This window comes from Anabaena sp. FACHB-1391, assembly GCF_014696755.1.
Lineage (GTDB): Bacteria > Cyanobacteriota > Cyanobacteriia > Cyanobacteriales > Nostocaceae > Dolichospermum > Dolichospermum planctonicum.
Map to the genome: position 1 here is coordinate 24,404 of NZ_JACJQS010000008.1, position 19,302 is coordinate 43,705.

18 protein-coding genes and 1 tRNA gene are annotated in these 19,302 nt (G+C 35.7%); 8 read left to right on the forward strand and 11 right to left on the reverse strand.

The genetic code is table 11. The features are described 5' to 3' along the window. The first annotated feature begins 116 nt into the window (after window positions 1-116). The gene (locus tag H6F62_RS05545; protein ID WP_190371570.1) at window positions 117-992 is read left to right on the forward strand and encodes a peptidoglycan recognition family protein; all 876 of its coding nucleotides are present in this window, start codon (window positions 117-119) and stop codon (window positions 990-992) included. 1,007 nt (window positions 993-1,999) lie between these two features. Next, window positions 2,000-2,362 (forward strand): hypothetical protein, encoded by a 363-nt coding sequence (locus H6F62_RS05550; RefSeq protein WP_028090685.1) that lies wholly within the window; start codon window positions 2,000-2,002, stop codon window positions 2,360-2,362. A gap of 118 nt (window positions 2,363-2,480) precedes the next feature. Here the strand turns inward: H6F62_RS05550 and clpB are convergent, their stop codons facing one another. Both clpB and gloA read right to left on the reverse strand, forming a co-directional pair. Next, window positions 2,481-5,159, reverse strand: a complete 2,679-nt coding sequence (gene clpB, locus H6F62_RS05555) for an ATP-dependent chaperone ClpB (RefSeq protein WP_190371529.1) — start codon at window positions 5,157-5,159, stop codon at window positions 2,481-2,483. A gap of 94 nt (window positions 5,160-5,253) precedes the next feature. Further along, entirely contained in the window at window positions 5,254-5,646 is a 393-nt protein-coding gene (gloA, locus tag H6F62_RS05560; protein WP_190371530.1) for a lactoylglutathione lyase, read from the reverse strand. Window positions 5,647-5,823: 177 nt separating this feature from the next. On the opposite strand from gloA, the gene H6F62_RS05565 reads away from it, so the two are divergent. Both H6F62_RS05565 and H6F62_RS05570 read left to right on the forward strand, forming a co-directional pair. Then, window positions 5,824-6,408 (forward strand): Uma2 family endonuclease, encoded by a 585-nt coding sequence (locus tag H6F62_RS05565; protein WP_190371531.1) that lies wholly within the window; start codon window positions 5,824-5,826, stop codon window positions 6,406-6,408. Between the two features lie 25 nt (window positions 6,409-6,433). Further along, the gene (locus H6F62_RS05570; protein ID WP_190371532.1) at window positions 6,434-7,012 is read left to right on the forward strand and encodes a Uma2 family endonuclease; all 579 of its coding nucleotides are present in this window, start codon (window positions 6,434-6,436) and stop codon (window positions 7,010-7,012) included. A gap of 186 nt (window positions 7,013-7,198) precedes the next feature. Here the strand turns inward: H6F62_RS05570 and H6F62_RS05575 are convergent, their stop codons facing one another. Continuing rightward, window positions 7,199-8,239: an NADP(H)-dependent aldo-keto reductase gene (locus H6F62_RS05575; protein ID WP_190371533.1), complete on the reverse strand. Its 1,041-nt coding sequence runs from the start codon at window positions 8,237-8,239 to the stop codon at window positions 7,199-7,201. Between the two features lie 5 nt (window positions 8,240-8,244). Between H6F62_RS05575 and H6F62_RS20840 the strand changes: the two genes are divergently transcribed. After that, window positions 8,245-8,478: an element excision factor XisI family protein gene (locus H6F62_RS20840; protein WP_242025909.1), complete on the forward strand. Its 234-nt coding sequence runs from the start codon at window positions 8,245-8,247 to the stop codon at window positions 8,476-8,478. A gap of 41 nt (window positions 8,479-8,519) precedes the next feature. Here the strand turns inward: H6F62_RS20840 and H6F62_RS05585 are convergent, their stop codons facing one another. The 4 genes from H6F62_RS05585 to H6F62_RS05600 form a co-directional block, all read right to left on the reverse strand. Beyond that, the gene (locus H6F62_RS05585) at window positions 8,520-8,972 is read right to left on the reverse strand and encodes a hypothetical protein (RefSeq protein WP_190371534.1); all 453 of its coding nucleotides are present in this window, start codon (window positions 8,970-8,972) and stop codon (window positions 8,520-8,522) included. Further along, window positions 8,962-9,270 (reverse strand): hypothetical protein, encoded by a 309-nt coding sequence (locus H6F62_RS05590; protein WP_137907931.1) that lies wholly within the window; start codon window positions 9,268-9,270, stop codon window positions 8,962-8,964. The genes H6F62_RS05585 and H6F62_RS05590 overlap by 11 nt, the downstream gene beginning before the upstream one ends. A 123-nt stretch (window positions 9,271-9,393) precedes the next feature. Next, complete coding sequence (locus tag H6F62_RS05595; protein ID WP_137907930.1) at window positions 9,394-9,936, reverse strand: hypothetical protein; 543 nt, start codon at window positions 9,934-9,936, stop codon at window positions 9,394-9,396. Window positions 9,937-9,975: 39 nt separating this feature from the next. Beyond that, window positions 9,976-10,488, reverse strand: a complete 513-nt coding sequence (locus tag H6F62_RS05600) for an SHOCT domain-containing protein (protein WP_190371535.1) — start codon at window positions 10,486-10,488, stop codon at window positions 9,976-9,978. 317 nt (window positions 10,489-10,805) lie between these two features. Between H6F62_RS05600 and H6F62_RS05605 the strand changes: the two genes are divergently transcribed. Then, complete coding sequence (locus tag H6F62_RS05605; RefSeq protein WP_137907928.1) at window positions 10,806-12,155, forward strand: NB-ARC domain-containing protein; 1,350 nt, start codon at window positions 10,806-10,808, stop codon at window positions 12,153-12,155. A 91-nt stretch (window positions 12,156-12,246) separates the two neighbouring features. Here H6F62_RS05605 and H6F62_RS05610 read toward each other — a convergent pair whose 3' ends face one another. After that, entirely contained in the window at window positions 12,247-12,477 is a 231-nt protein-coding gene (locus H6F62_RS05610; RefSeq protein ID WP_190371536.1) for a hypothetical protein, read from the reverse strand. 369 nt (window positions 12,478-12,846) lie between these two features. Between H6F62_RS05610 and eno the strand changes: the two genes are divergently transcribed. Further along, the gene (gene eno, locus H6F62_RS05615; RefSeq protein WP_190371537.1) at window positions 12,847-14,136 is read left to right on the forward strand and encodes a phosphopyruvate hydratase; all 1,290 of its coding nucleotides are present in this window, start codon (window positions 12,847-12,849) and stop codon (window positions 14,134-14,136) included. 231 nt (window positions 14,137-14,367) lie between these two features. On the opposite strand, the gene argC is transcribed toward eno, so the two are convergent. Continuing rightward, on the reverse strand, window positions 14,368-15,426 hold the full coding sequence (argC, locus tag H6F62_RS05620; RefSeq protein ID WP_137907925.1) for an N-acetyl-gamma-glutamyl-phosphate reductase: 1,059 nt from the start codon (window positions 15,424-15,426) through the stop codon (window positions 14,368-14,370). A gap of 326 nt (window positions 15,427-15,752) precedes the next feature. On the opposite strand from argC, the gene ribBA reads away from it, so the two are divergent. Further along, window positions 15,753-17,426: a bifunctional 3,4-dihydroxy-2-butanone-4-phosphate synthase/GTP cyclohydrolase II gene (ribBA, locus tag H6F62_RS05625; RefSeq protein WP_137908530.1), complete on the forward strand. Its 1,674-nt coding sequence runs from the start codon at window positions 15,753-15,755 to the stop codon at window positions 17,424-17,426. Window positions 17,427-17,821: 395 nt separating this feature from the next. On the opposite strand, the gene H6F62_RS05630 is transcribed toward ribBA, so the two are convergent. Next, a tRNA-Gly gene (locus H6F62_RS05630) sits at window positions 17,822-17,892 on the reverse strand. A 50-nt stretch (window positions 17,893-17,942) separates the two neighbouring features. Continuing rightward, on the reverse strand, window positions 17,943-19,265 hold the full coding sequence (locus tag H6F62_RS05635) for a hypothetical protein (protein WP_190371538.1): 1,323 nt from the start codon (window positions 19,263-19,265) through the stop codon (window positions 17,943-17,945). Window positions 19,266-19,302: the final 37 nt, after the last annotated feature.

The following is a 19,302-nucleotide window of genomic DNA, read 5'->3' on the forward strand; positions in this document are numbered from 1 at the left end:
GACTTATTTTATGATCTTCTCAGATTTTGATGGCTATGTTTCGCGCAAAGGCGCAACTAAGCAAAGGCGCAAAACTACCAGAAGTGATATTAGCTATATTATCAGTATTGAAAAATATGAAATTTAGAGATTGGGCGACTAGAGTTTTACTGATTTTTCTTATGTTGGCTGCGTTAATTTTGGCACTATTTATTGGTGGTGCAAGAAATCCACAAGATCAGACAAATTCACGAAATTCGACAGACAAATCCTGGAATCAATATCTACCACCGCAGTTACAGTCAGTATTAAATATTAGGGAAAGGAAAAGAACACCATCTCCAGTCAACAATCATCAAATTAATCTTGTATACACAACTACTAATGAATTTAGCGAATATAAACCGGATCTTAGACAGTTTAAGGTTGATCCTAGCAATTATGGCGATCGCTATACCGCAGATATTCATGGTCTACCTCTCAATAATCAAGCTATTATAGTCCTTCATGAAACCAGTAATTCAACTTCTAGCGCCATTAATTTTTTTCAAACTCCTCATGATGATGAAAGTGTTCAAGCTAGTTATCACGCTATAATTACTTTACAAGGAACGGTTGTTTATTTAGTTCCTCCAGAAAAACGCGCTTTTGGGGCTGGTAATTCAGTATTTAAAGGTGTTAATGGCGTGGAAACTGTCCAAACTAATCCTAGTTTACCACCATCTGTGAATAATTTTGCTTATCATGTCTCTCTAGAAACCCCTCCTGATGCTTGGGGGAAGAATAATATCGATCAACATAGCGGTTATACTGAGGCTCAATATGATTCTTTGGCTTGGTTAATTGCTCAAAGTCAAGTTCCAGATGATAGAATTACTACTCATCGTGCTGTAGATGTGGCAGGTAAAAAAGTTGATCCTTTAAGTTTTGATAGTGATAAGTTTTTTAAAAAATTACATTCTTTTCGCCAATTAAAAACTTTTAACAATGCGAAAAATAACGTTATTGAGTAAAAACATAAATTTTTCTCCCTCAAAGGCACGAATTCACCACGAATAAGAGTGTAAAGCATAATTTTCTGATTTTTATACTTCAATATGGCTATGATCAGATAGATTATCAGCAGCATTCAAAAAATTAACGATTTATTAATTGTTGTTAAAGACTGCTGTAAAGATTAACTATATTGTAACTATTACAATTCTTCTGTATCGCAATCAAGAAAGATTGTTGACTACTCTCAAAATTTTGGTAAAACCCAAAAATCTTTCGGAATTTACTACAGAAGTATTCTTACAAAAACTAAAAAGACTAAATATTAATCTTGTTTTATTATCAGATATTTTTAAAACATCGCAATAATAAACAGAAGCACTGAATAATAATACATAAAAGCAATTATACATCGTACTTACAAAACATTACAAAAATAAAATCATAAAACTATTGACTTATAATTGAATATATGTTATAATAAAGTTGGCAACAAAAAACTATTTTAAATTTTAGCTAAATAGTAGAGCGTGTTAACGTTAGCGTAATGCACTTAAATAGTAAAGTGTGTTATGACTAGTTTTTAATCTTTCAAACTCCCAAATTATTTTATAGCAATAACACACTTTACTTAATATTTACTATTTAGTTCTGACTTACGCACGAGTTACAGAATAAACTAACCACTCCAAACACAAAAAACACAAAAAAATAAGGGTTTGAGGAATATTTTGCGTAAGTCATGAGTTATAAATAGCCTAAAAGTAAAATATTTATCAATAAATAATATTCAGTCAAGAAAATTATGCAAAAATAAATAAACGTTTTACAAAAAAATCAGAATATAATGCTGAACTATTATCATTAAATCAAAAAAGATTGCAACAACAAACAAAAGCATCAGATCACAATACATAAAGACAAATTAGTGAACAAAAAATAATTATATAAAAAATATAAATAAAAGATTGTCAAAATAAACATCGTATAGTAGACTAATAGAATTATTTATAACAACAAAATTAATATGCCAGCCCCAGATACAACCCGTCGGATTACACCTAACACAATTCAGCAAGATATAGACTCCTATAATGGACTCACAGCCGTTATTGGTTATGCCACTGGTCGCGTAGAAGCTACACCAGAAGCATTACAGAAAGCATACACAGAAATGGTAACAAAACAACAAGAAGAAACTGAAAAACAAGCATTATTTAAAGCCGCCGCAGATGCAGCAAAACAAGCAGAATGGGAGTTCCATAAAGCCGTTTTAGCTATGAAAGAAGCAGTAAAAGGTCAATTTGGGTCAGATAGTGATGCAGCCCAAGCAGTAGGCTTTAAAAAAAAATCAGAAAGGAAACGCCCCACCAAAAAGAAAATGGATTAAATGAACCACAAAGACGCAAAGGACGCAAAGGAAGAAAAAAGAACAAAGATATGGGTAAGATATAAAACACAATTTTATCTCTGCTCCTCTGCGTCTCTGCGTGAGAAAAAACTAAATCTTATATATCTGAAGATGCTTCTATTAACTTCATAGTGTTTTGAGTCGCTGTCACCTTCACAGGCTGTTTTTTATGAAAAGTTAAACCAGTTTCACCCATATCAATCAAGATGGTATCACCAGAAATAAAAGTATTCTCCAGTAATTTGGTGGCTAGAGGATTTTCGACCTCTCGTTGAATTGACCGTTTTAACGGACGTGCGCCATAAACCGGATCATAGCCAGCTTCTACAAGATGATCACAAGCGGCTTGTGATATCTCAAAGGAGATTTTTTGTTCTTTAAGTAGATTTTCCACCCGTTTGAGTTGAATACGGATAATATGACCCATCTCTGAACGATTAAGAGTATGAAAGAGAATAATGTCATCAACGCGGTTCAGAAATTCAGGACGGAAGTGACTTCGCAAACTTTCCATGACTTTATTCCGCATTAAATCATACTTGGAATCATCGCCGGAGACATCTAAAATATGTTCACTCCCAATGTTGCTAGTCATGACTATGACAGTATTTCGGAAATCTACAGCCCGTCCTTGGGAATCAGTAACTCTACCATCATCCAAGACTTGCAATAAAATATTAAATACATCGGGATGAGCTTTTTCCACCTCATCTAACAACACCACCGAATAAGGATGTCTGCGAATGGCTTCAGAAAGTTGTCCCCCTTCTTCATAACCAACGTATCCTGGAGGCGCACCGACTAAACGAGAAACTGAGTGTTTTTCCATGTATTCGGACATATCCAAACGCACCAAAGCATCCTCTGAATCAAAGAGAAATTGAGCTAAAGCGCGAGCCAGTTCAGTTTTACCCACGCCAGTTGGTCCCATAAACAAAAATGACCCAATGGGTCGAGAGGGATCTTTCATCCCAGCGCGGGCGCGACGAATCGCCGCAGAGACGGCGGAAACAGCTTCTTCTTGACCGATTACCCTTTCATGTAAATGACTTTCTAGTTTGAGTAACTTTTGTCTTTCCGATTCTAAAAGCCGATTTACGGGGATTCCTGTCCATTTTGCCACAATTTCGGCAATATCGGCTTCTGTGACTTGTTCCCGCAGCAGAGTAGAACCTTGGGTTTGAATTTCCGATAGTTGGGTTTCTTTGCTTTCCCGTTCCCTTTGTACGCCCTCTAATTTACCATACTTGAGTTGAGCGGCTTTATTTAAATCATAATCTCGTTCTGCTTGTTCAATTTGTACCCTTAGCGTATCCTCTTCTTTTTTCAAAACGCTAATAGCTTCTAATAACTGCTTTTCTCCTTGCCATTGTTGATTAAATACTTCCTGTTTAACTGTTAAACTGGCAATTTCTGCCTGAATTCGTTCTAGTCGTTCTCTAGTTGGGGAAATACTCTGTTCTTCTCTCGATAATGACAGCTTTTCCATTTCTAGCTGCATTAATCTTCTATCAATGGTTTCTAATTCCGCAGGTTTAGAAGTAATCTCCATTTTTAATTTCGCTGCTGCTTCGTCAACTAAGTCTATGGCTTTGTCTGGTAGAAATCTATCCGCAATATAACGCGCTGATAAAGTTGCAGCAGCCACTAAAGCAGAATCGGAAATTTTGACATTATGATGCACTTCATAACGCTCTTTTAAACCCCGCAAAATGGAAATTGTGTTTTCTACTGTTGGTTGATCTACATATACCTGTTGAAATCTTCTTTCTAATGCTGCATCTTTTTCAATAAATTTGCGATATTCATCTAAGGTAGTTGCACCAATACAACGCAATTCACCACGGGCTAACATGGGTTTAAGTAAATTACCAGCATCCATAGATCCTTGTTGATTAGAACCAGTACCGACAACGGTATGGAGTTCATCAATAAATAAAACTACTTGCCCATTGGATTCCGTAACTTCACGTAGGACGTTTTTTAAACGGTCTTCAAATTCACCTCTATATTTGGCACCAGCAATCAAACTACCGATATCTAAAGAGATTAGTTGGCGATTCTTTAAAGACTCAGGAACGTCACCATTCACCATTCTTTGGGCTAAGGCTTCAGCGATCGCAGTTTTACCGACTCCTGGCTCACCAATTAATACAGGGTTATTTTTACTACGACGAGATAAAACCTGAATTACCCGACGAATTTCATCATCTCTACCGATAACCGGATCTAACTTTCCGGCTTTCGCTTGTTCTGTCAAGTCTCGTCCAAATCTTTTTAAAGCTTCATCAGGTACATCTGCTTCCGCTTTAAGAGATGATTTCACTTTTTGACTATTGCGAGCAGATTTAACTCCAAGTTCTACTTGAGCGATATCTATATTTAAGCTTTTAAATAAGCGTTTACCAATCCGTTCATCATCAGCAAAGGCCAAAATTATATGTCCTTCCGAGATTTCCTCCTCCTTCATTTTGGCTCTAATTTCATTAGCTTTATCTAAAAGCAAATCCAAATTACGCCCCAGGTAAAGTTGATCACTTTTCCCCACCTTAGGTTGACGTTGAGTAAAAGCCTCTAATTGTTGTTTAAATCGGACAGAATCAACCTCCGCGCGGGTGAGAATGGCTGTAGCTAGGCTAGTTGGTTCTTCTAAAAGAGCAATAATTAAATGTTCAACTTCTAATTGTTGTTGTTTATAAGCGCGAACCACGTCTTGGGATTTTGTTACTGCTTCCCAGGCTGTATCAGTAAATTTATTAGGATCTGTAGGCTGCATCTTGAGAATTTTAGATTTTAGATTTGTGACTTAAGTTTATAGCTAGAATGGGTAAAGGGTAAAGAAGTTTTTATCTTCCTACCCCTACCTTAAATTATTCTGCAATTTTTAACTGAATCAATTCAACTTTATAACCATCTGGGTCTTCGACAAAAGCAATTACCGTTGAACCATGTTTCATAGGTCCTGGTTCTCGAACTACTTTACCACCCAATTGGCCAATGGCTTCACAGGTAGCATAAATATCATGCACACCTAAAGCGATATGACCATAGGCATTTCCTAAATCATACTTTTCTACGCCCCAATTGTGGGTGAGTTCTATGACTGAGTGGTCACTTTCTTCCCCATAACCGACAAAAGCCAGGGTAAACTCTCCCCCTGGGTAATCTTTGCGTCGGAGTAACTTCATTCCCAGGATATCACAGTAAAATTTCAAGGACTCGTCTAAATTACCTACTCGGAGCATGGTGTGTAGTAATCGCATATTCACCCTTTGTTCAATTCTTATATTTTATATCTAATCAGGAATTTTCAGGAAACTTGCGTTTAATTCTGTTTTTAATTGCTCAATTGGTAATAATTATGTATTAACTAATTTCAGCAACGGTTTGTGGTAAAATTGTGGTAGAATTGATGTTAATTTTAGATGGAAGAAATAATTATGATTTCATCACCTTTGATATTAAATTTTCCCTCATCAATGCAAATGACAGATGAACAATTCTTTCAATTCTGTCAAGAAAACCGTGATTTACGCATTGAGAGAAATCAATTTGGAGAAATATCAATTATGCCACCCGCAGGTTCAGAAACAGGAAACCGTAATTTTAACTTAGCTGGACAATTATATGTGTGGTCAGAAAAAGATAACACAGGAATTTGTTTCGATTCTAGCACGGGATTTACACTTTCTACAGGTGCAAAACGTTCTCCTGATGCTGCTTGGATCAAATTAGAAAGATGGAATCAACTTACACCAAAACAGCAGAAAAAATTTGCACCTATTTGTCCTGATTTTGTGATTGAATTAAGGTCAGATTCTGATCAATTGCAGCCGTTAAAAGATAAAATGAATGAATATATGCAAGAACCAGAAATAAAATTAGGTTTATTAATTGACCGTAAAAATCGCCGAGTTTATATTTATCATCCTGGACAAATAGAAGAGTGTTTAGAAAATCCTGATACTGTTAGTTGTGATCCTGTTTTATCAGGATTTGTTTTGAATATGAATAAAATTTGGTAAACCGAATAAATAGAAGGAAATTATCATGCTTTCATCTCCTTTAATGTTGCAAATGCCATCATCAATGACAGATGATCAATTTTTTGAATTTTGTCAACTAAACCGTGATTTACGCATTGAGAGAAATCAATTTGGAGAAATATCAATTATGCCACCCGCAGGTTCAGAAACAGGAAACCGAGAGTTTAATATTGCTGTACAGTTAGGAATTTGGTCAGAAAAAGATGGTACAGGAATTGGTTTTTCTTCCAGTACAGGATTTACACTTTCTACAGGTGCAAAACGTTCTCCTGATGCTGCTTGGATCAAATTAGAAAGATGGAATCAACTTACACCAAAACAGCAGAAAAAATTTGCACCTATTTGTCCTGATTTTGTGATTGAATTAAGGTCAGATTCTGATCAATTGCAGCCGTTAAAAGATAAAATGAATGAATATATGCAAGAACCAGAAATAAAATTAGGTTTATTAATTGACCGTAAAAATCGCCGAGTTTATATTTATCGTCCTGGACAAATAGAAGAGTGTTTAGAAAATCCTGATACTGTGAATTGTGATCCTATTTTACCGGGATTTGTTTTGAATATGGGTAAAATTTGGTAGTTGTAAAATCAATAATAATTTATATTTATAAGTTATAAGCTGTTTTATATTTAAAAACTTTGGTTGATATTATTTTATTTGATAATATTTGAAATAGAAAGCAAAAAAAACCTCCGAACTTCATAAAAAAACTCAGAGATTCCTGGCAATTATTACTTGTCAAAAAAGAAAAAAAAAGAAAAATAGTTAAGGTGCTGGATTAGGATAACGAGTGTGAATTGCATCTATTTCCTCTAAAACTTGTTTATCCAAAACTACATTCACACTATCTATATTTTCTTGCAATTGTTGTAAATTCGTTGCTCCAATAATTGTGCTTTTAACAAACCAGCGACTCTTCACAAAAGATATAGCTAATTGTGACGGTGTGAGATTATGCTTTTTAGCAATTTCTACATAAGCAATTATAGCTTCTTGAACATTAGGTTTTAGATAACGTTGTCCAAAACCTGGAAATAGAGATATTCTCGTATTTTCTATTGCTTGATTTTCTATGTACTTACCACTTAAAAAACCAAAAGCTAGAGGACTATAAGCCAGTAAACCAACATCTGTATAGCGAGAAACTTCTGCTAAACCTGTATCAAAGTTGCGATTTAGTAAATTGTAAGCATTTTGAATTGAAACAACTTGAGGTAATCCCAATTGGTTAGCAATGCGAATAAACTCACTTACTCCCCAAGGAGTCTCATTGCTTAAACCCAAATAGCGAATTTTTCCCGCTTGAATAATATCAGCAAATGCTGTTAACTGTTCAGCAATGGGAACTGTTTCCCGCTCAAATTCTGGATTATAAATTGTCTGTCCAAAGGTGGGAACATAACGATCTGGCCAGTGAATCTGATACAAATCTATGTAATCTGTTTGTAACCTCTGCAAACTATCATTTACTGCTTGTGAAATATTATCATAGTTAATTTTATTATTTCCACCTCTTAACCATGAAAAATGACGACCAGGACCTGATATTTTGGTAGCAACTATGATTTGATCTCGTTGCTGTTTCTGCAACCATTCACCAATATAAGTTTCTGTTTTTCCTTGAGTTTCTCCACGAGGAGGTACGGGATACATTTCCGCAGCATCTAGAAAATTTATCCCTTGATTAATAGCGTAATCTAGTTGTTGATGTGCATCCTCAATGGTATTTTGATTTCCATAGGTCATAGTTCCTAAACAAATTTCTGAAACTTTGAGGTCGCTTGCACCGAGTTGGTTGTATTTCATAATTTTTGAATAATTCTCATCAATTCCATTGTACTATAAAAACACAGTTTACCGCCCTACTTGCAACAAGCGGTGAATTGTTTAATATTTTCTTCCTATCTCTGCTCTGCTTCCTCCGCACCTCTGCGGAAAGGGGAGCAACTGGGGAATTATTGGAATTAGCAGTAGGAAAGGATGATATTATTTTAGGGTTTATTCGTCCTGAGTATCGGCCGTTTACAGATTTTTCTGTAGCTTAAAACAAAGTATAAAATAGAATAATAAGTTCTGGGAATAATAATTATGATAAATACTTATTCACAAATTCTTGAGGACTTAAACATTCAAACTCTTTTGTTTCTTGAACTAAACAACGAATTAGTTTATAATTAGCAGAAACAAAACATTGAGTTTCACCCTTACTAGCAGTTAAATAAACTCCAATATCTTCACGAGGAATTAATCCTAAATCTTCTATTTTGAGCCATTCCTCAGAAGTAAAATTGACATAAATAACCTGTAATTGTTGCCAAATACGCGCTACAATTTGACTACCCCAATCTTTATTATACAAACGTTTAGATAATCGTAAAATTTGATCTAATAACTCTTCTGAAACGATAGCTTCTACAGAAGAAGGTTGTAAAAAACCAACTGATTCTAATATTTTTCTTTCATAACTATTCTGATTAGCCACACCAATAATATAAATATTAGTGTCTAAAAATAGACGTTGAGGGATATCATAACTCATTGTCATGCTCTGCTTTTAATAAATGTTCTTCAGCCATTTCTCTTTTTACATCTTGAACTAAATCAATAATTTGCTCATGGGAATGATATCCTTGATTATCCAAGGACTCTTTTACCTGTGCTGCTAATATTTCTAGAGGAATTAATGTTTGTTCCTGAGAGTTTTCTCGGACATTTTTGGTAACAGCTTGTGTTAAAATTAGTTTTAACTCAGTCTCTAGAGTCCGTCCATGTTGTTCTGCTTGATATCTGAGATTTTCGACTAGGTTGGGTTCTAAGTTATCTAGAATTATTTTCATATTTCATACATAGCTTGGGATTGGTTTATATTATAGCATTTTTCAGGGTTATATATCAACGCGATAGGGGTTTAGCATTGCTAAACCCCTATCTTAAAAATCAATGCACCTTACACGACTACTCTACTCAAGTGAAGCTTTTCTTTGAGTATACTCTTGTTCATTAATTAAACCACGCTCAAAGGCAATTTTCAAACTATACAATTTCTCAAAATTGTTGACTTTTTTATTTAATTTAACTTGAGCAATTTCAAACTCCTCATCATCAATAACTTCTAAAGATTTAAGTTCCTCTAACTTCTTCAATTCTGCTTCGACTTCTTTTTTTATTCTTAACAAATCCTCTGCTTTATCTTGTTCAGCTTGTTTAGCTTTTAATTCTTTGATTTTTTCTAAAATCTCTATTTTTTCTGCATCTAATTTTCTAATCGGATTGAATAATTTGGCTACAGCTTCTTTACTGATTGATTCAGCTTTACGCAGATTATCTGCTTCTAATTGACCTAGTAAAGTATATTGTTTTTCCAGCTTAATTTCAATTTCTTTGATTTGAGTTTCTAATTTATTAATTTCGCTTTGTCTCTGAGAATCAACCGAGCTTTTAGTTGAAGCTTCAGCTATTCCTTCACCAAAAGATTGAGTAAGATTTTTAAAAAAGTTAGCCATGATTAGAGTCTCCTGATAATTGAATTTTTTTGATATTTGCTAGATAGATTCAAGAATTTTCTGTTTCTGAAGTTTAAATTCTTCTTCAGAAATTTCATTCGCTTCATATCTTTCCTTCAGTTCTTTAAGCAATTTAACTGCTTTATCATCGGTTTTATAACTTAAAGAAGATGAAGAAGATAGAACTGAATTCTGAAAATTAGAACTTGGTACAGATGTTGTTTTTCCTCCTAGTCTCTGACGTGCAGACCTGACAGTAATTACTTGTTCTGCTGTAATCGCACTTATACCTAAAAGAGAGATAAAATTCGTAGAATTTTCTTCAGGGTTTGAAGATGAACCCATCTTAACTAAAACACTCAAAATAATGGTATAACCAAAAATTTTCAGTGGATTAATTGCTCTATTTAAATAAATTAATCCAGCAGGAAAGAAGATAAAACTTAGCACTCCTGTAAGAATTTCATTTTTTTGAGCTAATTCACTGGTACGATTTATATCTCTTTTGCTGGGTACAAATGGATTCCAAACAGATAAATTTTCCTTGTTCATACAATTAATAGGTTTGGACTATATAAGATTAACTCATGAAATTTTAGGAGTTATCAGATAGTGAAATTATCAGATATCTCTAAAAGTCAAATTTGCATTCTTGAGAAAATATGTTTATTTGTGTACTCAAAATTTGACATATTTTACTACGATTTCTTAATTATAACAAAACATTAAATAATCAGTGATCTAAAAATATCTTATTTTATCTTTAATTCAATTAATGCAATTTAAAATAAAATGTTATGAAATGTATGATTTTATCTAAAAAGTCTGATATAATAAATAACATTAGTTAGTAATCATAGCTATTTCTTATGGATATCATAGAAGTTTTACAAATAGCTGATAATTTGGTATTCGCGGATACAGGAAAGCACTTAGATGATATTCAGGAAACGGTCATTAAGGGAGTATGGGAGGGTAAAACCTATGATAAAATTGCTGATGACTCTCATTGTAGTGAAAGTCATATTAGGAATATAGGATATAAACTTTGGCGAACTTTTTCTAATCATTTGGAACAAGATATTCATAAAAGTAATTTTCGTTCTACTCTATCACGATTAAAGTTAACATCCTCACCTATAGTTATTCAGCAAAATAATAATATTAGGTTTAATTTTTGTCCATCATATCCTCAATTGAATAAAAATGAAACCCCAAACAATAATAATCAAAATCAACAATCATTTAAACATGATTTAAAATCATCTCCTCAAATTATTCGTTTTTACGAAAGAAAAAAAGAACTAGAAAACCTAGATAATTGGATATTAAATAAAAATACGCGTCTAGTCTCAGTATTAGGATTAAATGGAATTGGTAAAACTACTTTAGTTAAAAGATTTATTGATTTAAATTTACAACAATTTGAGGTAATTATCTGGAGAAGTTTAAAATTTCCTAAGTCTCTAGATTTACTAATTGATGATTTATTAAAGATTGCTGAACAAGAAAGTCAAGAAAATACAGATAATAAGTTAAGACAATTATTAGATTTTCTGACGGAAAAAAGATGTTTGATTATTATTGATGATCTGGAAAATATTTTTGCTAGTGGTCAATTTGCAGGAAGCTATCAAAATGAATATAAAAATTATCAAACCCTTTTGACAATGATAACAGAAGTTGAACATCAAAGTAGTTTAATTTTAATCAGTCAAGAAAAATGTACAGATATGGACTTTGGAGATGAAGAATTATCTCACACTCAATATTTAGAATTATCCAGGTTACAGAATGTTGAAATTTTAAAAAATCTGGGGTTGAAAAATGAGAATAGCTGGTTAAAATTGATTGATTTATATGAAGGTAATCCTCTTTATCTAAAAGATATTGCTGTTTTAATTAAAGATATTTTTAATGGTTATGTTGATGATTTTATGGCTGAAAATAACTTAATTATTACCAAAAATATGCAATTTAACTTGAGTCAAGTATTTAATAGATTATCATCTATAGAACAGCAAATTGTTCTAGCATTAAGTAAATTTAATCAACCTGCACAGAGAGAAGATATAAAACAAAACTTAGACTTATCATCAATGCAATTGATTAATGGTTTACAATCTTTAAAACAACGGTATTTACTGAAAACAGTTGTCCAAGAAAAAGTTTTATTTAATTTATCTGCTGTATTTAAAGAGTATTTACAAATGAGATAAGTTACGGTGGGAAGGGACGAATATTTATTGCAGCTACTCATAAACTCTACTTCGATGTGCAATCAGCAAAATAGTTACCAGCACCGTATAGTTAATATTTTCGTTTAAGTTGCTCAACAGAAATTACCTTACCTTCTTTAACATTTTCTTTCGCTTTAGCAAAATCTTCTTTAAATCCTTGAATTTTCAATAACTCTTCAGTAGCATCATTATCTTGTCTATCTGCCAAATACGCCAAAAAATCAACAGCCACTAATAATCTTTCTGGTGACAGTTTATCAACATATTCTTGAATTTGTTGACGAATTTTTACTGTATTCATAAATAATCTTTGCTATTTTCTGAAAATTATAACATACAAAAATGTAGAAATATCTGTCTGAATCAGGATATCCAGGATTTGAGGATTGTCAGGATTTTGTACCTAAATATTAAAAATAGCAACTAATTTCTTCAGAAACAGTCAAGCCGTATAAATAATCCTGTACATCCTTTAATCCTGAGCATCCTGATTCTGACAAATTCCGTGTTTCCTTCCATACTCAGCGAGCATTACCACCCGTCGTGATTGGAAATCTTCTTTAATGTCAGCCGATTTTCCCCCAGAAACACATAAACTAGCGATTGGGTTATTAGTAAACTGTAAAGGTTGAACCCTGACGACATACTCAAAATCAAGGACAAACCAGCCATGACGAAATTCCTAGATACTGCTATTGAAGCCATTGTCGCCCGCGAAATCCTCGACTCACGCGGAAGACCAACCATTGAAGCGGAGGTACATTTATCTAATGGCGCTATCGGACTGGCACAAGTTCCTAGCGGGGCTTCTACGGGGTCATTTGAGGCTCATGAATTGCGTGATGGTGACAAAAGCCGTTATGGGGGTAAAGGCGTACTCAAGGCGGTTCAGAATGCTAATGAGATACTAGCTCCCAAGTTACTAGGTTTGGATGCTCTCAACCAAGAAGCCCTAGATAAATTGATGATTTCCCTAGATGGTTCACCCAATAAGGCCAATTTGGGAGCAAATGCAATTTTGGGCATTTCCTTGGCTGCTGCAAAGGCTGGTGCGGAGTCTTTAGGTATTCCTCTCTATCGCTATTTAGGTGGACCTTTGGCGAATTTATTACCTGTCCCTTTAATGAATGTGATCAATGGTGGAGCGCACGCAGCTAATAATGTAGACTTTCAAGAGTTTATGATTGTCCCCATTGGCGCTCCTTCTTTTAAGGAAGCTTTGCGTTGGGGAGCGGAAGTATTTGCTACTCTCAGCAAGGTGTTAGATGATCAAGGTTTGCTGACGGGTGTGGGTGATGAAGGTGGTTTTGCACCTAATCTAGAATCTAACCAAGTAGCTTTAGAATTGTTGGTAGCAGCGATTAAACAAGCTGGTTATAAGCCTGGGGAAGAAGTAGCCTTGGCTTTAGATGTGGCTGCAAGTGAATTTTACAAAAATGGCCAGTATGTTTATGATGGTAAACCCCATGCACCAACTGAGTTTATTGATTATTTAGCGGAATTAGTTGATCAATATCCTATTGTATCTATTGAAGATGGTTTACATGAGGAAGATTGGCAAAGTTGGCAATTACTGACTGAGAAATTAGGCTCAAAGGTGCAATTGGTGGGTGATGATTTATTTGTTACCAATGCAACCCGCTTACAAAAGGGTATTGAACAAAAAGCAGGTAATTCGATTTTGATTAAATTGAATCAAATCGGTTCACTCACTGAAACTTTGGAAACCATTGATTTAGCAACTCGCAACGGTTTCCGCTCAGTAATTAGCCATCGGTCTGGGGAAACAGAAGATACAACTATTGCTGATTTAGCTGTAGCTACTCGTGCTGGTCAAATTAAAACCGGTTCTCTGTGTCGCAGTGAACGGGTAGCTAAGTACAATCGCTTGCTCCGTATTGAGCATGAATTGGGCGATCGCGCCATCTATGCTGGTACTATTGGTTTAGGACCAAAATAGGTTACAGGTGACAGGTTACAGGTGACAGGTGACAGTAAAAAAAACGTAAGAGGTTTAATAAATATCTTTCTGTTCCCTGTTCCCTGTTCCCTTGTCAGTTGTCAATTGTCAGTTGTCAATTGTCAGTTGTCAATTGTCAGTTGTCAGTTGTCAGTTGTCAGTTGTAAAACGTGAATTACCAATTACCAATTACCCATTACCCATTACCCATTACCCATTACCCATTACCCATTAAGGATAAAACCCAATTTTAGGTAGTCCCAAGGTTTCATCCCAGCCTAGCATCAGGTTCATACATTGAATTGCTTGTCCCGCTTGACCTTTAATCAAGTTATCAATCGCTGACATAACAATCACCCGGCCGGTGCGGCGATCAACTTCTATACCAATGTAGCAGGAATTACTTCCACACGCCCATTTGGTTTGGGGATAAGTACCACTGTTACAGATTTTTACCCAGGGAGAATTGCGATAAAAGGCGTTATAGATGGTAATTAAATCATCACGGACTAAACCGGGATCACGCATGGTAGCATAGACAGTGGCTAAAATCCCCCGCACCATGGGGATTAAATGGGGTGTAAATTGAATTTTAACTTCATGTCCGGCTAATTCGCTACAAATTTGCTCGATTTCTGGGGTGTGGCGGTGTCTAGCAACGTTATAAGCACCCAGGGAGTTATCAGCTTCCGCTAACAGCAGGTTAACTTTGGCTTGTCTTCCGCCCCCAGATGTGCCAGATTTAGCATCAATGATAGCTGTTTCGGGAACTATTAAACCTTGTTTTAACAGAGGAGACAATGCCAGTAAACTGGCTGTAGGATAGCAACCAGGACAGCCGACCAGATTCGCGTCAGCAATGCGCGAGCGGTATAATTCTGGTAGACCATAAACTGCTGTTGCTGCTGTAGTGCGATCGCTTCTTTCCGTACCATACCAAGTAGTATAAGTCTTCAAATCACTAAAGCGATAATCGGCACTCAGATCCAGTACCTTAGAACCTTTTTCTATAAGTTTAGGAGCGATTTGGCAAGCGAGTCCATTGGGTAAAGATAAAAATACCACTTGACAACGACTAGCAATGATGTCCGGTTCTACAGCTTCAATAGGTAATTCTACTATATTACCAAAATGTGGGTAAAGGTCAGCAAAGGATTTACCTGCACTGCTTTCACCACCTAAATAAACTAGTTCTACTTCAGGATGATCCATTAGTAGTCGCACTAGTTGTACTCCGCCATACCCTGACGCGCCAACAATTCCCACTGGTACGCGTCTTAAATTTACCATGATCTTAAATCCTTATCCACTTTTAGTTATCTATTATCAATCATTAGCAGTCAAGCTACTAGCTAATTACTGATGACTTGTTATTGAACTTTCGCTGCATTATATAGCAAAGAGTATCTTTTAGGGTACTTATAATCACAAATATCTTTGATCACTAATCACACTCATAGTGTGTAGATGATTGATAACGATAAATATGATGATGAACTATTTAATTGTCAAGTAACAGTTTGCTAATCCCACAAAAGCTCTAATTCTGAGAAATAAGCTACAATATAGAATCAGAAATTGTTAGAAAAATTTACCTTGGTAGCTGGAAATTTCCTGTGTCACAGCCTCAGACCACTCAAACCTTTAAATTCGATTCTATTGAGTCCGCTTTATCTGATTTTAAAGCGGGTCGTGTCGTCGTTGTCGTAGATGACGAAAATCGAGAAAATGAAGGAGATTTAATTTGCGCCGCCCAATTTGCTACGCCTGATATGATTAACTTTATGGCTGTGGAAGCCAGAGGGTTGATTTGTCTAGCAATGACAGGCGATCGCTTGGATGAATTAGACTTACCATTAATGGTTAGTAAATTAACGGATACTAACCAAACCGCTTTTACCGTTAGTATTGATGCTGCTCCCCATTTAGGCGTAACCACAGGTATTTCCGCCGAAGACCGGGCCCGGACTATCCAAGTTACCCTCAACCCAGCCACAAAACCGGAGGAGTTACGCCGTCCTGGTCATATTTTCCCCCTGCGGGCTAGACCAGGGGGGGTACTGAAACGAGCCGGACATACAGAAGCCGCTGTAGACCTAGCCAGACTAGCGGGACTGTACCCAGCGGGAGTCATTTGTGAAATTCAAAATCCTGATGGTTCGATGGCACGTTTAAACCAGTTAGTGCAATATGCCCAAAATCACCACCTGAAAATTATCAGTATTGCTGATTTAATCAGTTATCGTCTGCAAAATGATCGCCTCATATATCGAGAAATTGTTACCAAACTACCCAGCGAGTTCGGTCAATTTGATATTTACGGCTACCGTCATACAGTAGATAATACAGATCACGTCGCCATTGTCAAGGGAGATCCAGCAAATTTCCAAGATCAACCTGTCATGGTGCGAATGCACTCGGAATGTTTAACCGGTGATGCTTTGGGTTCTTTGCGCTGCGACTGTCGGATGCAGTTACAAGCAGCATTAAAAATGATTGAAAACGCTGGTCAAGGTGTCGTTGTTTACCTGCGTCAAGAGGGACGGGGAATAGGCTTAATTAACAAATTAAAAGCCTACTCTTTACAGGATATGGGATTGGATACAGTAGAAGCAAATGAGCGATTGGGATTCCCCGCTGATTTGCGTGATTATGGCATGGGGGCGCAAATTCTCATGGATTTGGGAATTAAAAAAATACGTCTTATTACCAACAACCCGCGAAAAATTGCTGGACTCAAGGGCTATGGTTTAGAAGTTGTAGACCGTCTTCCGTTGTTAATTGAGTCCAATGATTACAATACCTATTACTTAGCTACCAAAGCTGAGAAATTGGGTCATATGTTGTTGCAAACTTATCTTGTCACAGTAGCGATACATTGGCAAGATGAACCGGAATCAATCACTAAACGCTATGAACGTTTGGAAAAGTTACGGTATTTATCAACCCTTCAACATTTATTATTACAGGAAGAAGCCCGTCCGCTGGGAATCGCTTTGTTTGATCAACCTTCTTTAACAGTGCATTTGGGTTTCGATCAAGCTAATATTGCTGAAGCCAATTGGTATCAACAAAAGTGTCATCCTTACCTGCAAGCAATTTGCTTGATTTTAGATGAAATCGCTACTTTACCCTATATTCTCAAGATGGAATTTCTGATTTCTACTGGTAGTGATCCGCTGAGTAATTTACAAGTACAGTTAGACAGACAAACTTTCTCAGGTGGTGTATTACCGTCATCTTTGAAAGATCACTTGCAGACTCAACACATCTACAGTTTTATTAAGTAAAATATCCTCAAGTTCCAGAGTCGGAAAAACCTTTCCCTTCCTCACCCTCTCCTTTTGGGGAGGGACAAAGGAACTCTTGTCCATATTTTTAAAATAAAATAGTTCTTCCTTATCAATTTCAGTATATCATGTTTTAAATGAGATGTCAATAGTTTTATTACCTTTTTTTGGCAATGCTTTTAAGATGTTAGGAGTTAATGTTTTATTGCTTTGGTATATTGGTTTATAATTAGATCAAAATTAGTTTTGTGAGAGTTTCCTAAAAAATCGTACTAAAAATCGTACTATATTTATTTAACTCAAGCATGAGCTTATTCAGGATTTTAGTAATTTATCAAGTATTTTGACATATTAATCATAAAATACAGTAAGGAATACAGTAAATAAGTAAATAAAGCGGGTGGCGGGAATCGAACCCGCATTATTAGCTTGGAAGGCTAAAGTTTTACCACTAAACTACACCCGCAAATTTCTAACTTAATCACTATAACATGAATTTTCTAAAACCGCAAGCATTTATTGGGAATTTATTGGCTCAATTTTCAGTTGGAGACGAATATATAAATTGCTCAGGTCTGGTTTTGATCCATCTTGATTATAAGCAGCAAGAAACCTCTCTTGTGCAAATATCCGATTAATTGCTTGCTCGTAAATGCTTCTTTCCCCGGAAAGTACCTCCGGCTCAATGGTGATAATTTCTGCTTGTTGAAAGGATCCATTACTATCAATTATTAAACTAGCCAGTATATTTGCTGATTTAATGATTTCGTCGCCAGGAAGTGAAATAAGCTCTAATTCCTTTTCTGTACTTCCTTTGTATTCAGCAAGAACATCCGGTAAACCATCTGCTCGGATTTGTCCTTGTTGTATTAATTCGTTCACTTCTTCTTTCTGTACAGGATTAATAGTAGCGATCGCTCCTCCCTGATTTACTGTTGGGGAGGGTTCTGAGTTAGGATTTAAAGGAGGTTCTACTGCGGGAGTTGGGGAATCAGCGGGAATGTCTGAGGGGAGAGCGGTTTCTTTACCTAGTATAACTTCTTGACGACGATTCCAAGGCAGTTCCCGTTCTGGAATTATTGGTGTTGTTTCTGGTGTTACATTGGTAGGATATGATTGTTGTCTAATTAGTGGTTTTAGGACTTCCGGTTTTAGCACTTCCGGTTTTAGCACTTCTGGTTTTAGCACTTCTGGTTTTAGCACTTCCGGTTTTAGCACTTCCGGTTTTAGCACTTCCGGTTTTAGCACTTCTGGTTTTAGCACTTCTGGTTTTAGCACTTCCGGTTTTAGCACTTCCGGTTTTAGCACTTCCGGTTTTAGCACTTCCGGTTTTAGGACTTCCGGTTTTAGCACTTCCGGTTTTAGGACTTCCGGTTTTAGGACTTCCGGTTTTAGGACTTCCGGTTTTAGGACTTCCGGTTTTAGGACTTCCGGTTTTAGGACTTCCGGTTTTAGGACTTCCGGTTTTTGATTTTTATGCTTTTGTGGTAAATTAATACTAGAACTTATCTCACTATGATCCTGATTGTTGTGTGTAATAGGTAATGATTGTGGTGAAAGTGAAAAAGAAGACTGTTGTTTAACCTTTGGAGTAGTTGATTTTGGTTTAATTATAGGTTTTTGTTCCGAAGAAATCTCCAGGAAGTCAATAGGAACAGAACTTTGATGAGACTGGGGAAACCAAGCTGGAAACTCATCAGTAGAACGTATTAACCAAAATACGAACAAGTGAAGAGACACAGAAGCAGTAGATACAACAATCCACAACCAAGCTGGATCAGTACGTCGTCTAAAATTTTCAGATTTATTTGAATAGTTATCTATAACCGTTGGTATCATTTTAATTTAAAAGTTAGATATAATTAAAATAGCATTT

What these genes read in the sequence shown, in the direction of transcription:
- H6F62_RS05570 (WP_190371532.1), top strand. Translation starts at nt 6,434, where the DNA reads ATGCTTTCATCTCCTTTAATGTTGCAAATGCCATCATCAATGACAGAT.
- gloA (WP_190371530.1), bottom strand. Translation starts at nt 5,646, where the DNA reads ATGCGATTACTACACACCATGCTCCGAGTAGGTAATTTAGACGAGTCC.
- H6F62_RS05605 (WP_137907928.1), top strand. Translation starts at nt 10,806, where the DNA reads ATGGATATCATAGAAGTTTTACAAATAGCTGATAATTTGGTATTCGCG.
- H6F62_RS05600 (WP_190371535.1), bottom strand. Translation starts at nt 10,488, where the DNA reads ATGAACAAGGAAAATTTATCTGTTTGGAATCCATTTGTACCCAGCAAA.
- argC (WP_137907925.1), bottom strand. Translation starts at nt 15,426, where the DNA reads ATGGTAAATTTAAGACGCGTACCAGTGGGAATTGTTGGCGCGTCAGGG.
- H6F62_RS05545 (WP_190371570.1), top strand. Translation starts at nt 117, where the DNA reads ATGAAATTTAGAGATTGGGCGACTAGAGTTTTACTGATTTTTCTTATG.
- H6F62_RS05590 (WP_137907931.1), bottom strand. Translation starts at nt 9,270, where the DNA reads ATGAAAATAATTCTAGATAACTTAGAACCCAACCTAGTCGAAAATCTC.
- H6F62_RS05610 (WP_190371536.1), bottom strand. Translation starts at nt 12,477, where the DNA reads ATGAATACAGTAAAAATTCGTCAACAAATTCAAGAATATGTTGATAAA.
- clpB (WP_190371529.1), bottom strand. Translation starts at nt 5,159, where the DNA reads ATGCAGCCTACAGATCCTAATAAATTTACTGATACAGCCTGGGAAGCA.
- H6F62_RS05575 (WP_190371533.1), bottom strand. Translation starts at nt 8,239, where the DNA reads ATGAAATACAACCAACTCGGTGCAAGCGACCTCAAAGTTTCAGAAATT.
- eno (WP_190371537.1), top strand. Translation starts at nt 12,847, where the DNA reads ATGACGAAATTCCTAGATACTGCTATTGAAGCCATTGTCGCCCGCGAA.
- H6F62_RS05585 (WP_190371534.1), bottom strand. Translation starts at nt 8,972, where the DNA reads ATGAGTTATGATATCCCTCAACGTCTATTTTTAGACACTAATATTTAT.
- H6F62_RS05595 (WP_137907930.1), bottom strand. Translation starts at nt 9,936, where the DNA reads ATGGCTAACTTTTTTAAAAATCTTACTCAATCTTTTGGTGAAGGAATA.
- H6F62_RS05550 (WP_028090685.1), top strand. Translation starts at nt 2,000, where the DNA reads ATGCCAGCCCCAGATACAACCCGTCGGATTACACCTAACACAATTCAG.
- H6F62_RS05635 (WP_190371538.1), bottom strand. Translation starts at nt 19,265, where the DNA reads ATGATACCAACGGTTATAGATAACTATTCAAATAAATCTGAAAATTTT.
- H6F62_RS05565 (WP_190371531.1), top strand. Translation starts at nt 5,824, where the DNA reads ATGATTTCATCACCTTTGATATTAAATTTTCCCTCATCAATGCAAATG.